Here is a 14,662-nt window from a genome sequence, read left to right as displayed (position 1 = left end):
TCTCTGACGTTTAACTACGGCAGAGAAACTAAAAACGTTCCGTAAGTCAAATGACTTTGCGGAACGCTTTTTTAATGGTGCGTATTCAAATAATGAACAGCTTGATTGAAAGTCGAAACTGGCACAACTTTCATGTGCGGTGCCACTTTCTTAGCCGTTCGTTTGGCTAATTGATAATTGGTGACGTGACCGGGTTCTAGTTGTAAAACAGCCTTTGTCGGTTTCAAGTACGGTGCAAAGAAGATGGTTGCACCAGCTTTCTTGGCAGCGACCACTTTTTTATCGATCCCGCCAATTTCACCAACTGAACCGTCCGGATTGATAGTTCCGGTTCCAGCAATATTTTGACCATGGCGAATATTTTGGCCAGTTAATTGGCCATAAATCTGTAGACTAAACATCAAACCGCCAGAAGGGCCGCCAATTTGTCCTGGATTTACTTTCACTGCGGGATCGGTTTTAATTTTGACATTATCCGTCAAAACAATGCCAATTCCCGTCTTGCCACTAGATAACTTGATCAGTGGTGCAGTGGTGGTTTTCAGCTTCCCATCATGTTGGTACTGAACCCTCAACTGATCACCAACAGCCTTCTTGGCAATATACTTTTGAAAACCAAAGGCATTTTCAAAGTGATGACCATCGACCTTTGTGATCGTATCCCCCACTTTTAGCTGATGCTTGAACCGGGAATTCTTCTGAACATCCATGACGTAAATGCCCAGATAATCCTTCGTCACTTTCTTATGGGCAGCCTTCACAGCCACAGCCTTGGCTTCATTAATGGCACTTTGCATGTAAAAATTCTGCATTTTTACATATGTATCATTACTCTGACCGCCAGTAACGCTCTGTGCACTTTCAATTGAAGTATAGGGCGCAACTTTGGCGATCAAATATGTAACTGGACGTGCTTGCGCCAGTTTAACTGAGGTAATCATGAATTTCCCTGAATGTTGATCAGGGTGATTTTTAATTTTGACGAACGTCTTCAGATTATCCGCAGAACCAGGTGATTCGATGTACTTTGGCATCGGCCAGAAAAAGCCGATTAGAATCAAAATGGCTAAAACAGTGCTGATACCATACTGAAGAATTCTCTTTCGCGTTTGTTTTTTCATATTATTCTGACCTTTGCTTTTGATTTAAAGCTTCAGCGACAGCCGGCGGCACTAAATCGGAAACGTCGCCTTTAAAATGAAGGACTTCTTTAAGTAATGAAGATGAAATGAAAGCGTACTTAGGATCTGTCACCAGAAAAATGGATTCAATTGAGCTGTCCAAATAGTGGTTCATGCTGGCAATGCCGGACTCATAGGATAAATCCCTGGAATCGCGAATACCGCGAACGATCACGCTAGCCCCCGCCTCCTTAACAAAACGGACAGTTAATCCTGCTTCAGACTGGACGGTCACGTTGGGCAGATGACTGACACTTTTTTTAATTAATCTAACCCGTTCTTCAGGCGTGAACAGCATGTTTTTACTGATATTGATACCCACTGTCACAATGAGCTGGTCAAATAGCTTACTGGTACGCTCGATAATATTCAAATGGCCTAACGTTAGCGGGTCAAAACTCCCCGGATAAACTGCAATTGTCATTATTCAGTGCCTCCTTGATAACGGTAAACAGTGATCTTGGTGATGCCATAGGACTTAGCGACTATTCGGGTGCAATCGCCAATTTCAGCTGGTAAATCCGCTTCCTGGTTCGTCTCACACATAATGCGGCAATCCGGATTCAAGAGTTTACTATCGATTAGTTCCTGAATTTCCTTCACGATCTTTTGCTCTCGATAAGGCGGATCAAAATAAACGAGGTCAAACGTTTGATGTTGGGCTTGAAGTTGCTTCAAAGCAATCTCTGCATCCCGTTTAATCACCGTAAACTTCTCCGGTTCTTTTGTGACCTCAATGTTTTGATTAATGGTCTTGATCGCCGCACCCTGCCGATCGATCAGTACCGCATGCTCAATTCCCCGTGAAACGCCCTCGATACTCAATCCACCCGAGCCGGCAAACAGGTCCAGACTCTGACCACCATCGAAATAGGGGCCTAAAATATTGAACACGGCTTCCTTAACTTTATCTGTCGTGGGCCGAGTTTTCATGCCAGGGACCGCCCTTAATCGGCGACCACCATACTCTCCTGCAACAACGCGCATTACTCTTCATCCTCCTCAAAATTAATTTGATCATCCTTGGCTTCTGGTTCGCCAGACAGCCCGAGTAAATCCATTAATTCATTTCGTGGAGACTCAATAATCCGTTTAACAAAACGAAGTTGTTTCAAGCGGCCAATGGTCTCTTTAGCAGCATCTTCATTCACATAAATAATGGCATAACGCATCCGCTTTGAGACGTACTCAAGGTGGCCATACCGTTTAAGCTGCCGTACTTGCCGTAAACTGGAGACGTATACAACTAAACTGGTTCGAGGTTGAATATCCATTGATTTACCCCTGCTTTCTGTGCTCTTGGGCACTAATATTTAACACGATCCCTAAGGATAGTGTCAGTGAAAACATACTTGACCCACCATAACTGATAAAGGGAAAGGTGACCCCCGTAATTGGTAGAAAGCCAATAACGCCACCAACGTTGATAAAGGCCTGAACCGCAAAGTAAGTCGCCACGCCATAGCAAACCAAGGTGTTGAACGAGTCACTGGATTGGATGCCAATTCGAATCATTTGCCAGATAATAATACTAAGTAGAATCATAATCACGACAACGCCGATCAAGCCAAGTTCTTCACCAGTAATGGCCATGATGAAGTCAGTGTTCGGTTCAGGCAAATACCCGCGTTTTTGAATCGAGTTACCTAAACCAACGCCAAAGAGACCACCATTACTCAACGCATAGTAGGAATTAACAAGTTGCTGACCAGAACCACTGGCGTGACCAAACGGATCTACAAACGCCACCAGCCGAGCTAACTTATAAGATTTAACCGTTCCAGATTCTGATAATTTTAAGGCAAGTGGAAAAACAATCAGCACAACAAATGCAACTGCACCGCCAAGATACAGATAACTTTTTTTAAATGAAAAGCCACTGCTGAGGCACATCATAAAAACAATCGTTGCGATAATCACGGCACTCCCCATATCTGGCTGGATTAAAACTAGACCGGTCATAATCGCACACAGACCCACGGGGAACCACATGCCTTGCCACCAGTGGCCACTCACAATATCCTCAATTTGGGCAGGCATCGACGCCGTTTTGGCCACCAATAAAATCAGCACAACTTTAACCAGCTCAGCAGGCTGAATACTAAACGGTCCAAGGTGGAACCACCCAGCCGCACCGTTAATCGTTTCGCCAATGGCTAATAAAGCGACCAAAGACAAAATCAATAAGCCGTATATGATAATAAGTACCTTACCATTCTTAAAGAGCTGAAGTGGCAGCATAAACATAAATAGCGTGATAAACAAGCCGATTGCTACGAAAAATAATTGCTTAAATAAGTAACTAATTGGCGTCAAGCCCATTTGTACAGCAACGTTAGAACTGGATGAATAAACCATCACTACGCCAATACCGCATAAAATTAAATACGGCAAAAATAACCAGTAATCGATGGCTTTCAACTTCTGTATCTGGAAGACATTGTGAAACTTTAAAGTCTTCAAATCTCGTAAATTTTGCATCTGAAATATCCCCAAACTACTCCACTAAATTTCTTAAATAAACTCCCTTGATTATAGCATATTGGCCGGTTTTGATGTAAATCCGTATGAAACCTTTAAAGTTTTGCCAATTCATTATAGCAAGATAAGTCTGGTATGCCTTAGTGTCCCCAAATACAACTCAAAAAAGCGTAACCCATCTGGGCTACGTTTTCTATTTGCAAATTTATTTCCCGAATCAATCTTCTTTACGCTTCTTGTGAACTGCAAGACCTAGCAAACTCATCAGACTAAGACCAAGCAATTGCCAAACACTAGCGGAATGTTCGCTAGTTTGAGGTAACGTCTCCGCTTTAGTTTCATTCTTTGAACGAACAGCCAGCCCTTTAGCTTGCCCTTGAACTGCACTGGTGGTTTGCTGCAAACCGGCAGCAGTCGTTTTAACACCGGAAGTTCCGTGCGTCTCAGTGACCACGTGGCCCGCATCATCACCAGTTACCGTCTGGTTTTCATCAGTAGTGACTTCGGTATGATCGCCAGTTGGTATTCCCGTACCATCTTCAGGCGTTGTTGGCGTTTCAGTTGGCGGCGTTGTTGGCGTTTCTGGAGCCGTTGGTTGATTTGGCACGTTAGGAACATCAGGTGTCCCTGGGTGATCATTGACTGGTGTATTGGCTTGGTAAACGATATCCCACGAGGTAAATTGAGTATAAGCACCTACGAAGGGATTACCCGCCGGCAATGTTGGCGTTTGGCCGAAACCAACCAATTTTTGAAGGTCATTAAGATATTGTGCAAACGCGTTACCAATACTTTCCCCAGCGACTAAATGAGTATCAAACTGCCGAAGCTGGTCAAGCGTCCATGTCACCGTTTGAGCAGGTTTACTTGGATCCGCATACGTCGTGGTCGAAGTAACGGTGTTATTTGCACGATTGATAACCATAACCTGCTGAACCGTCTGATCCGAATTCATTGGACTAGTAGGGTCATAGTTCCAAACAATTTTAACTAATTGATCATTGCTGTACCCGGCAGCAGATGCATTCGCACCCGGAACATCTTGATCGCCACCAAGCGTGATTTTCTGCTGTGGCTTGAGTACGTTACCAGAGGTATCCAAAACATTGACTAAAACATTAACTGGCGTAATGGTCAGCGTTCCGCCAACGACCACTTGGTTGTCAAACAGATAAGCATTCGTTAATAACTTCGCTAGCCCTTGCTTAGATAACGTAATTGGGTAACTGCCAACTTCTGGCTTCACCGCTGAAAGGTCTAAATCGCCGGAATCAGCATCGACACTGTACGAGCCATTACTAAGTCGGAACCAGGTAGATGGCGCCTTTAAACCGGCTGGAAGCGTAACGATATAGTTATTCGGCGTGAGGCCATCCCACTTTTTCTCTTTATCATTTACCTGGACTTTAACTTTGCTGGAGTCAAGCACAAGCTTATATTTAACCGTATAGGTATTGCCCTCAACGCTTGTCGAAGTACCCGTGGCTCCTTTAAATTGCTGTTCCAGGGCCAGACTGGTGGTGTCTAGAACATATGTCTGGCCATCGCTTGTATTGATTTTTTCTGGAACCACCTGCAGTGGGTTGTAGATGTCCCCACCCTTACCTGAAATAGTGACGGGGTCTGCAATCTGAGTGCCAAATTCATCAGTTAAGCGGTAGGTATCGGTTATATTGCCATGAACAATGGTAAAGGAACCGGTCCAGTCAGAATTATCATAAAAATCATTAATTGTTACAGCATCAGTAACACCTAAAGCAGTGGCTACTGGTAGAATATTCGGATAATCTCCCCGGTTAACAAGCTTATATGAACCGTTAGTCCAATTATACGAATCAGTTGCGTAAAGAATAGCCGCATCGTTTTGAACTTTCCGATCCCCATAGTTCACGGTTATATCACTTGTTAAGTTTGGATCGACTGTCAGTGCAACTGGATAACCATCTGCAAAATGGGGATTATTTAGGTCAACTGAACCAAATTGAACAGCAAAGGTTTGTCTGCCATTATAGTTAGCTAACTGAGTGACTTTGAAATTGGAATACGTCATCCCTTTTTCAGTTAAACTTGCTGTAAGCTGATCTTGAACGCTTCTTGCAGGATCATTGGCTTTGGTATAACTCGTAATGGTTTGACCATTCGTTGTCGTGGATGAGGAATCGGCCACAACCAGTCCCGTTGGCACAATAATAAACTCCGTTAAATTAGTAAAGGTAAACGGGGTACCTTGATTATTAAATAGCGGTAATGTCATGTAGACGACAGAGCCATCGGTCAATACGCCCTTTATCATATGGTCGTCTTTATCCTTGAGACGGCCACCAAAATTAGCCAGTGACCAATCCTTAACATCCGCTGGTTCGTTCACGACAACAATTTGGCCGGTCTGAATATTGGTCGGCGCAATCTGATTGGTACTATTAGCAGTATTCAGGGTCGCTAAAGCATCACTGCTCAAAGTCACAGCGTAAGTTCCTTCAGTTGCTGGATTAACCGCACTCGTATCGAAATAGGCAATTGGAACACTATAAACGATACTGTCTTGTCCAGAATTATCATAAATATTTTGCCAGTCTGTCGGTACAGTTTCGAAACGAGAAACCGCAACCGTCAGCTTATCTGGTAAACTCGTATTGATATTCATGTTCACGGTACCAATAATCAACTTATTATTGTTTTCAATGGTGAATGTCCCAGCGGTGACTATCCGGCTTGAAATGTCATCGTTCTTATTGGCAGCCATCAGTTTTTGCAAACCAGCTGCCGACAAGTTGATTTGATACTGACCCGCCTGTTGGCTCGTAATACCAACAGCTAAATCAGTAAAATTGGCAGGAATAGTATAAGTACCATCGCCATTGGCTACCCAATCAGCTGGTGCTTTGAGTCCAGCTGCTAATGACACCTTGTAAGACGACGGATCAGTGGCTGGATCATTATCATAGTGCTTAGAGCCCCCAGAAATAAGGACTGAACCCGTCGCAACGGGTGCCTTGATGATCGTTAGTTTTCCGGGTGTAACGTCGGCTGAACTAACCGCCAGATTCTTTTGATGATTAGCTGCAACTGCGTTTAACCGCTGTAACCCAGTACTGCTCAACGAAATATTGTACGTTCCGGCATCTTGACCAACTTGACTCAAATCTAGATCACCAGATGTAGCATCTACCAAATATTCATTATCTTGGTCGGTTAAATACCAGCCTGAAGGTGCCGTTAAATTATCTGAAAGCGTCACTGTATAGTTCACTGGCGTTGTATCCTTGTTATCATAAACTTTAGTGGCGTTATCAACCTTGACATTAACAGCTTCCTGCGTGGGTGTATTTTCTGTAACTCCAGTAGATGCAGTCGTTGGCGAGGTCGCTGTAATGGTTTGCGCTTTTCCGGTTGTTTGATAAGCTTCATCCGCGGCTTTCTTAGCCTGATCTATTTCAGTGGCGCTATCAACAACACCTAGATTAGTCGTTTGAACGTCATCGTTCACTTCTGTCGAAGGCGTGGTCGTTGATGGATCTGCATTTGCCTCGGTTGTCCCAGTATCTTGCGTACTCGTTTTTAAAACCGCCTGATTGGACACAGCTGGCACAACCGCCTGTTTGGCTGTTACTGAAGCATTGTCCTCACTCACTTGAGCGTTGGCATCTTGCTGTTCTATGGCAATACCCGCTCCTAGCGAAACCGTTAATAGACCAGCAAATAGCCACGTCCGACCAACTTTATACATCTTAAAATGCTCTTTAACTTGCGCGCAATCATGTTGTAATTTCTGTTGACGCTGCTTGATTTTTTTCATGATATTCAACCCCCCAATTGAATTGACTCATAAATCCAAACTAGCTTTCATATAATAAATGCCCTATACTATTTAAATATCCTATCCCCAAACATCCCCCATATAAAAAACAAACTTACCTACTAACAACTTCATTCTAAACCCTCTTCATACCTGCTTCAATCAAAATGGAACAAAAGATACAGAAAAAACTATCATTTTCACAACAAAAAAGGTCCCCCTGTAGTGACAAATGGCATTTACATCCATCCGTCACCCCAAGGAGACCCTTATTATTGGCGATTAATCACCAACGTTTTAGTTGTTTAGTTATGACGTGCGCGCTTAGCAGCCTTTTCACGTTCGTTAGTGTTCAGAATTTGCTTCCGAAGACGGACGTGATCAGGTGTGATTTCACAATATTCGTCAGTGTTCAAGAATTCAAGTGATTCTTCAAGTGACAAATGAACAGGTGTCTTGATACGAGCCATGTCGTCAGAACCGGCAGCACGGACGTTGGTCAAGTTCTTACCCTTAGTGATGTTAACGGTAATATCGTTTTCACGGCTGTTTTCACCAACGATCATACCTTCATAAACATCAGTACCTGGATCGATCAATAAAGTACCACGAGATTCGATACCCATCATAGCGTAAGTGGTTGCTTTACCAGAGTTCATTGAAACTAAGGTACCCTTCTTACGACCAGGGTTCCAGTTCTTGATAACTGGTGCATACTTTTCGAAAGTATGGTTCATGATCCCGTAACCACGAGTCATTGACATGAATTCAGTTGAGTAACCGATCAAACCACGTGAAGGTGCCAAGAAAGTCAAACGAGTTTGACCGTTGTCGGTACTTTCCATGTTTTGCATCTCACCCTTACGTTGTGAAAGGGAGTCGATAACACTACCGGTGTATTCGTCAGGGGTGTCAATTTGAACTTCTTCAAATGGTTCTGACTTAACACCATCAACGTCGCGATAGATAACTTCTGGACGTGATACTTGAAGTTCGAAGCCTTCACGACGAAGGGTTTCAATCAAGATTGACAAATGCAATTCCCCACGGCCTGATACAACCCAGGCGCCTGGTTCGTCAGTATCGTCCACACGAAGCGAAACATCAGTTTCAAGCTCAGTCTTCAAACGTTGTTCCAATTGACGACTTGTCACAAATTTACCGTCTTGACCAGCAAATGGTGAGTTGTTAGTCCGGAAAGTCATCTGTAAAGTTGGTTCGTCAATCCGTAAGATTGGTAATGCTTCTTGTGTATCAGAAGCAGTCACAGTTTCACCAACGTTGATGTCTTCCATCCCTGAAACGGCAATCAAGTCACCGGCTTTAGCTTCGTTGATTTCAAGACGCTTCAAACCGAAGTAACCGAACAGCTTAGTAACACGGAAGTTCTTGGTGCTACCATCTAACTTCATAACGGTAACGTTATCACCGACTTTGATCTTGCCACGGAAAATCCGGCCAATACCAACCCGACCAACGAAATCGTTGTAGTCAAGTAAGGCAACTTGGAATTGAAGTGGTTCATCTGAGTTGTCGATTGGTGATGGGATCCGCTTGATGATGGTGTCAAAGACTGGCTTCATGGTGTGTTCTTGAGTTGCGATGTCTGGATCGTAACTTGAAGTCCCGTTCATAGCTGAAGCGTAAACAACTGGGAAGTCAAGTTGGTCTTCGTCAGCACCTAATTCAATGAATAGGTCCAAAACTTCATCAACAACTTCTGAAGGACGGGCGCCTGGGCGGTCAACCTTGTTGATTACAACAATTGGAGTCAAATGTTGGTCTAATGCTTTTTTCAAAACAAAACGGGTTTGTGGCATTGTGCCTTCGAAGGCATCAACGACAAGCAAAACACCATCGACCATTCGCATGATCCGTTCAACTTCACCACCGAAGTCAGCATGTCCTGGGGTATCCAAAATGTTGATCTGCTTGTCCCCATAACGGACCGCAGTGTTCTTTGAAAGGATCGTAATCCCACGTTCCTTTTCGATATCGTTAGAATCCAACGCACGGTCAGCAATCTCCGTATGTTCATCTAATGTATCTGATTGTTTCATTAATTCATTAACCAAGGTAGTCTTACCGTGGTCAACGTGGGCAATAATTGCGATGTTACGAATGTCATCTCTGGTTTTCAAAATCTTGTTCTTCCTTTCATAAACGCGTGAATCTTCATTATCTAACGGTCAAACTGTAGCGCAGTCTCCACACTCTACACCTTGACTTAACGCCATAAAAAAACTGTGACCAGCGTCACAGTCAGACGTTTGAACCGATGATTGGCAGAATGTCTTGTTGTGCTTGTACCGTTGCTACCATTACGAAGTCTGATGATAGCATATCTAGAGCCTGTCCGTCAACCGTTGACACCGCAAGTCCAAGACTTTCTGCCAAAATCTTACCTGCGCCAAAATCCCACGGCTTCAGGTATGAAACGTATGCGACGATTTCTCCCTTTAATAAGTGAGTGATTTCAATTCCTGCAGAACCATAGATTCTTAAACCCGAACTGGTCTCTGCCACTTTTTGAAAATTAAACCGATCGTGAATCACCATTGGCCCACTTAAACTGACGAGGCCATCACGTAAACCGATATTTTTCGGTGCAGCTAATCGCTCATCATTTTGAAAAACGCCAATCTCTGGACCACCTGAGAACAGCTGGTCATTAATGACGTCGTAGATGTAACCCAGGACACCTTGCCCATCGACGTAGAGTGCAATCATAATCGCGAAGTGATCGCGCTGCTTAACGAAATTCATCGTGCCATCAATGGGATCAACAACCCAGACCCAGCCTTTCGTCTGCCGAATCTGATCGCCAAACCCCTCTTCACCGAGAATTTGGCTATCCGGAGCAAATGTTCGAATCTTACTGATCAGTAACTTTTCGTTTTCCTTATCAACGTTTGTTACGAGATCTTTTCGACTAGACTTTTCTGCAACGTTCAAATTCTCGTTCATTTTAGCCAAAATAAAGTTGCGGGACGTCTGCAGCCATTGTTTGACCGTGCGATCAATTCGGTGAAGTTCCGTTACATTCATTGGCCTAGCCTCCAATCATCATTTTAACCGACTTTTTGGCGGTCTCACGAGCAGTTTTCAGTGTCTGATACCAACTGTAGCCGGTTAACTGTTCATACTGCTTACCAAGCTGTTTTTCCTGCGATTTGGATGGTACGACCTTTTTGAAATCCGCATACGCAGATAATAAGGCATTGATTTGGACCCCTTGGGATAATTCGTAAGCATCTTCAATCAACCCATAAAAAGTCGTCACCGTCACAATTTCGTCAGTCGTCCAGTCTGAAGCTAAGGGATAACTAAAGTTTTTCAAAATGGCACCCCGTTTACTTAATTTGATATCTTTCTACTCATTTATTATACAGCAAAAAGGAACTAGGCACACAGCCTAGTTCCTCCTGTTGTTTTACAGAACAAGTTAGCTTAGATATGAGTTGGGTAACCAATTGCAATATCAGCAGCTTCTTGAACTGGTTCACTCAATGTTGGGTGCGGGTGAATTGTCAAGGCAATGTCTTCAGCGTTCATGCCGCTGTTAACAGCCAAACTCAATTCAGCAATCAAATCTGAAGCACCTGGTCCAACGACTTGGGCGCCGACAAGATTATGATTGTCATCCTTGGTCGTTACCAAACGAACAAAGCCATCTGGTTGATCAAGTGAAACGGCACGTGCGTTACCAGCGAATGGGAACTTTGCAGTAGAAACTGCAATGCCCTTATCCTTAGCTTCGCTTTGTGTCATGCCGACAGTGGCAAGTTCAGGGTCCGCAAAGCAGACGGCTGGAACGCCAACCCAATCGTTAGCGGTCTTGTTACCAGAGATAGCACCAGCGGCAGTTTTACCTTCAAAGAAGGCTTTGTGAGCCAATGCTGGACCTGGAACAATATCACCAATGGCAAAGATGTTTGGAACTGAAGTACGACCTTGCTGGTCAACTTCAATCAAACCATGATCGCCAACTTTGACATCAGTCATTTCCAGACCAATGTTGTCGGTATTTGGCTTACGACCAACAGTGACCATGCAGTAATCAGCTTTAATAGTTGATTCCTTGTCACCTACAGCGTAAGTGACTGTGACGCTGCTGTCGTCTTGAACAGCCTTCTTTGCCATGGCACCAGTAACAACGTCGATACCCTTCTTCTTCATTTGCTTAAGGACAACTTGAACCATGTCCTTATCGAAGTTAGGCAGAATTGAATCGGTACCTTCAACGATTGTAACGTGTGAACCCAAGTTAGCATATGCAGTTGCTAATTCAGTCCCAACGTAGCCACCGCCAATGACAACGAATTCTTTAGGAATTTCTGGTAAGTTCAAGCCGCCGGTTGAGTCAACGACCCGACCTTCAAACTTGAATCCAGGAATTTCAACTGGACGACTACCAGTTGCGATGATCAAGTTCTTAAATTCAATGGTCAACCCATCATCAGCACTCATGAATTGCTTAGGACCGGTTGAAACGACCCGTAACTTGGTGTTTGAATCAAGTACGGCTTCGCCATCGATGACGTCAACCTTGTGCTTCTTCAGCAACATGGTGACACCACCGGTCATCCGATCAACAACCTTCTTTTGCTTCCATTCTTGCGTCTTGGTAAAGTCAATCGAAGGTGCTTGAGTGGTAATCCCAAAGGTTGAAGCATCCTTAGCATCCTGAAAACGGTGACCAGCGTTAATCAAGGCCTTTGAAGGCACGCAACCAACGTTTAAACATACACCGCCGAGTTTGTTCTTTTCAATAACCGTCACACTTTGGCCGAGTTCAGCAGCCCGAATGGCAGCTACATAGCCGCCGGGACCCCCACCAATGATGACAGTGTCACGTTTTTCAGCATCTGACATATAAGGATCATCCTTCCATTAATAACAATTCTGGTTCATGAAGCAAATCATTTAACATGTTCAAAGCACGTTGAGCTAAGGCACCATCGATTAAACGGTGATCGTAGCTTAATGATAACTTCAGCATGTTGCCAACTTCGATTTCACCATCTTCGTTGACATATGGTTCTTTAGCAATCTTACCAACACCTAAGATTGCAACTTCTGGTTGGTTAATAACTGGAGTGAAGAAGCCACCGCCAATTGAACCAACGTTACTAATGGTGATTGAACCGCCAGACATCTGATCAGCACTCAACTTGTTGTCTTTAGCCGCTTGGGTGTTATCAGCAATTTCTTTAGCAATTTCGAACATACCCTTGGAATCAGCGTTCTTAATGTTTGGCACATATAGACCGTGATCAGTATCAGTTGCAATTCCAATGTTGTAGTAGTGCTTGTAGACGATTTCATCAGTTGTGCTGTCAATTGAAGCATCGAATTCTGGGAACTTCTTCAAAACAGCAACCAAAGCCTTAACAATGTAAGGTAAGAAGGTCAAATGAATATCTTCATCTGCAGCCATTGCCTTGTACTTCTTCCGGTTAGCCATCAAAGCAGAAACTTCGACGTCTTGGAATGAAGTTACATGAGGTGAAATGTCCTTTGAAGTCCGCATTGCCTTTGCAATAACTTTACGAGTCATTGACATTGGTTCACGGGTTTCAAGATCAGGTTGAGCTTCCTTGTAAGGCTTGATTGGAGCTGCGGCAGGTGCAGCAGCAGCTGCAGGAGCACCAGCTGGTGCAGCAGCACCGTTGAAGTTATCAATATCAGCCTTCAAGATTTGGCCATGATTCCCTGTTGGGGTTACGGCAGTAATGTCAACACCCTTGTCACGTGCATATTGACGGACTGAAGGCATTGCCAAAACCATCTTGTTAGGATCAGACTGTGCAGGCACACCTGTTGGTGCAGCTGGTGCAGCGGCAGCGGCCGGAGCAGCAGCTGGTGCGGGTTCTGGTGCAGCCTCTTCTTTAGGTGCTTCATCAGCAGAAGCATCAGATGATGCATCATCGTCAGGTGTATCAGGTGAACCATCATCGATCACAACCAATGTGTCACCGATTTCAGCAGTTTCACCCTCCTGCTTAACAATTTTCTTAATAGTACCAGCCACTGGTGATGGTAGTTCAGAAACAGACTTATCGTTTTGAATTTCGACTAAAACGTCGTCTTCTTTAACGGTGTCTCCTTCTTTTACATCCCATGTTGCAACTTCACCTTCAGCCATACCTTCACCAAGCTCTGGGAGTTTGAATGCATAAGCCATGGAAAAACTTCCTTTCTATTACAAAGTAGTCTTTAGAATTAGTAATTCAAAATTTCACGTGCTTTAGCTTCGATGTCGTCAGCATTTGGAATCCAGTCGTTTTCAACTTGAGCCCAAGGGTAAACGCTATCTGGAGCGGCAACACGGCCGATTGGTGCGTCCAAGTTCATGATGGCATTTTCAGCGATCTCAGCAGTAACTTGAGCACCAACACCAGCCATCTTTTGAGCTTCTTGAACGACAACTACTTTGTGAGTCTTTTCAACTGACTTGAAGATCGTATCAGTATCAATTGGTGACAATGAACGAAGGTCAATAACTTCAGCAGAAATGTTTTCCTTGGCTAATTTGTCAGCAACTTTCAAGGCTTCGTTAACTTCGGCACTGTATGCAACAATGGTAATGTCAGAGCCTTCGTGAACAACTTTAGCAGTGTCTAGTGGAACAGTGTACTTGCCTTCTGGAATTTCATCCTTCATTGAACGATAAAGTTTCAGGTTTTCCATAAAGAGCACTGGGTCGTTGTTTTCAACGGCTGAGATAACCATACCCTTAGCATCGTATGGGTTAGCAGGTGTTACAACCCGCAGACCTGGGGTGCCAACGAAGTAGTTTTCAAGGTTATCGGCATGCATTTCAGCGGTGTGAGTCCCACCACCAAATGGTGTCCGGATGGTAATTGGCATTGCGCGCTTGCCGCTAAAGCGGAAGCGGTTACGTGCCATTTGACCACCGATTGAGTCAACACCTTCAAAGGTGAAGCCCATAAATTGGATTTCAGGAATTGGACGCCAGCCAGTTGCAGCTAGACCAATTGATAAACCTAAAATCCCTGATTCAGCCAATGGTGTATCGAATACACGGTCTTCACCATACTTGTCTTGAAGGCCTTCAGTAGTACGGAACACACCACCGTTTTTACCAACATCTTCACCGAAGATCAACGTTTTCGGATCTTCGCCTAATACAACGTCTAAACCATCTGTAATCGCTTTGATATAAGTTAATTTAGCCATG

General features: G+C 44.0%; 12 protein-coding genes. All 12 read right to left on the bottom strand.

The annotated features are described in order from the left end of the window. Positions 1-71: 71 nt before the first annotated feature. A complete protein-coding gene (locus IWT5_RS06835) occupies positions 72-1,121 on the bottom strand; it encodes a SepM family pheromone-processing serine protease (RefSeq protein WP_089109208.1) in 1,050 nt (349 codons plus the stop codon). 1 nt (position 1,122) lies between these two features. Then, positions 1,123-1,605 (bottom strand): pantetheine-phosphate adenylyltransferase, encoded by a 483-nt coding sequence (coaD, locus tag IWT5_RS06830; protein ID WP_089109207.1) that lies wholly within the window; start codon positions 1,603-1,605, stop codon positions 1,123-1,125. Continuing rightward, positions 1,605-2,168, bottom strand: coding sequence for a 16S rRNA (guanine(966)-N(2))-methyltransferase RsmD (gene rsmD / locus IWT5_RS06825; RefSeq protein WP_089109206.1), 564 nt, complete (start codon positions 2,166-2,168; stop codon positions 1,605-1,607). The genes coaD and rsmD overlap by 1 nt, the downstream gene beginning before the upstream one ends. Next, positions 2,168-2,455 (bottom strand): YlbG family protein, encoded by a 288-nt coding sequence (locus IWT5_RS06820; RefSeq protein WP_089109205.1) that lies wholly within the window; start codon positions 2,453-2,455, stop codon positions 2,168-2,170. Before IWT5_RS06820 ends, rsmD begins: the two co-directional genes overlap by 1 nt. Positions 2,456-2,459: 4 nt before the next feature. Continuing rightward, on the bottom strand, positions 2,460-3,662 hold the full coding sequence (locus IWT5_RS06815; RefSeq protein ID WP_089109204.1) for an FtsW/RodA/SpoVE family cell cycle protein: 1,203 nt from the start codon (positions 3,660-3,662) through the stop codon (positions 2,460-2,462). Between the two features lie 217 nt (positions 3,663-3,879). Further along, entirely contained in the window at positions 3,880-7,458 is a 3,579-nt protein-coding gene (locus IWT5_RS06810) for an MBG domain-containing protein (RefSeq protein ID WP_089109203.1), read from the bottom strand. A gap of 305 nt (positions 7,459-7,763) precedes the next feature. Continuing rightward, complete coding sequence (gene typA / locus IWT5_RS06805; protein ID WP_089109202.1) at positions 7,764-9,599, bottom strand: translational GTPase TypA; 1,836 nt, start codon at positions 9,597-9,599, stop codon at positions 7,764-7,766. A gap of 121 nt (positions 9,600-9,720) precedes the next feature. Continuing rightward, positions 9,721-10,506: an inositol monophosphatase family protein gene (locus IWT5_RS06800; protein WP_089109201.1), complete on the bottom strand. Its 786-nt coding sequence runs from the start codon at positions 10,504-10,506 to the stop codon at positions 9,721-9,723. Between the two features lie 4 nt (positions 10,507-10,510). After that, positions 10,511-10,798, bottom strand: coding sequence for a UPF0223 family protein (locus tag IWT5_RS06795; RefSeq protein ID WP_225360243.1), 288 nt, complete (start codon positions 10,796-10,798; stop codon positions 10,511-10,513). Positions 10,799-10,908: 110 nt separating this feature from the next. Further along, positions 10,909-12,333, bottom strand: coding sequence for a dihydrolipoyl dehydrogenase (gene lpdA, locus IWT5_RS06790; RefSeq protein ID WP_089109199.1), 1,425 nt, complete (start codon positions 12,331-12,333; stop codon positions 10,909-10,911). A gap of 7 nt (positions 12,334-12,340) precedes the next feature. Beyond that, positions 12,341-13,645, bottom strand: coding sequence for a 2-oxo acid dehydrogenase subunit E2 (locus IWT5_RS06785; RefSeq protein ID WP_089109198.1), 1,305 nt, complete (start codon positions 13,643-13,645; stop codon positions 12,341-12,343). A 38-nt stretch (positions 13,646-13,683) separates the two neighbouring features. Beyond that, the gene (locus IWT5_RS06780) at positions 13,684-14,661 is read right to left on the bottom strand and encodes an alpha-ketoacid dehydrogenase subunit beta (protein WP_089109197.1); all 978 of its coding nucleotides are present in this window, start codon (positions 14,659-14,661) and stop codon (positions 13,684-13,686) included. Position 14,662: the final 1 nt, after the last annotated feature.

It is taken from the genome of Secundilactobacillus mixtipabuli, from assembly GCF_002217925.1.
Classification (GTDB): domain Bacteria; phylum Bacillota; class Bacilli; order Lactobacillales; family Lactobacillaceae; genus Secundilactobacillus; species Secundilactobacillus mixtipabuli.
This window is presented reverse-complemented; position numbering and strand designations above follow the sequence as displayed.

Excerpts from the sequence above, each read along its gene's own strand:
- IWT5_RS06835 (WP_089109208.1), bottom strand. The coding sequence starts at position 1,121 with ATGAAAAAACAAACGCGAAAGAGAATTCTTCAGTATGGTATCAGCACT.
- coaD (WP_089109207.1), bottom strand. The coding sequence starts at position 1,605 with ATGACAATTGCAGTTTATCCGGGGAGTTTTGACCCGCTAACGTTAGGC.
- rsmD (WP_089109206.1), bottom strand. The coding sequence starts at position 2,168 with ATGCGCGTTGTTGCAGGAGAGTATGGTGGTCGCCGATTAAGGGCGGTC.
- IWT5_RS06820 (WP_089109205.1), bottom strand. The coding sequence starts at position 2,455 with ATGGATATTCAACCTCGAACCAGTTTAGTTGTATACGTCTCCAGTTTA.
- IWT5_RS06815 (WP_089109204.1), bottom strand. The coding sequence starts at position 3,662 with ATGCAAAATTTACGAGATTTGAAGACTTTAAAGTTTCACAATGTCTTC.
- IWT5_RS06810 (WP_089109203.1), bottom strand. The coding sequence starts at position 7,458 with ATGAAAAAAATCAAGCAGCGTCAACAGAAATTACAACATGATTGCGCG.
- IWT5_RS06800 (WP_089109201.1), bottom strand. The coding sequence starts at position 10,506 with ATGAATGTAACGGAACTTCACCGAATTGATCGCACGGTCAAACAATGG.
- lpdA (WP_089109199.1), bottom strand. The coding sequence starts at position 12,333 with ATGTCAGATGCTGAAAAACGTGACACTGTCATCATTGGTGGGGGTCCC.
- IWT5_RS06785 (WP_089109198.1), bottom strand. The coding sequence starts at position 13,645 with ATGGCTTATGCATTCAAACTCCCAGAGCTTGGTGAAGGTATGGCTGAA.
- IWT5_RS06780 (WP_089109197.1), bottom strand. The coding sequence starts at position 14,661 with ATGGCTAAATTAACTTATATCAAAGCGATTACAGATGGTTTAGACGTT.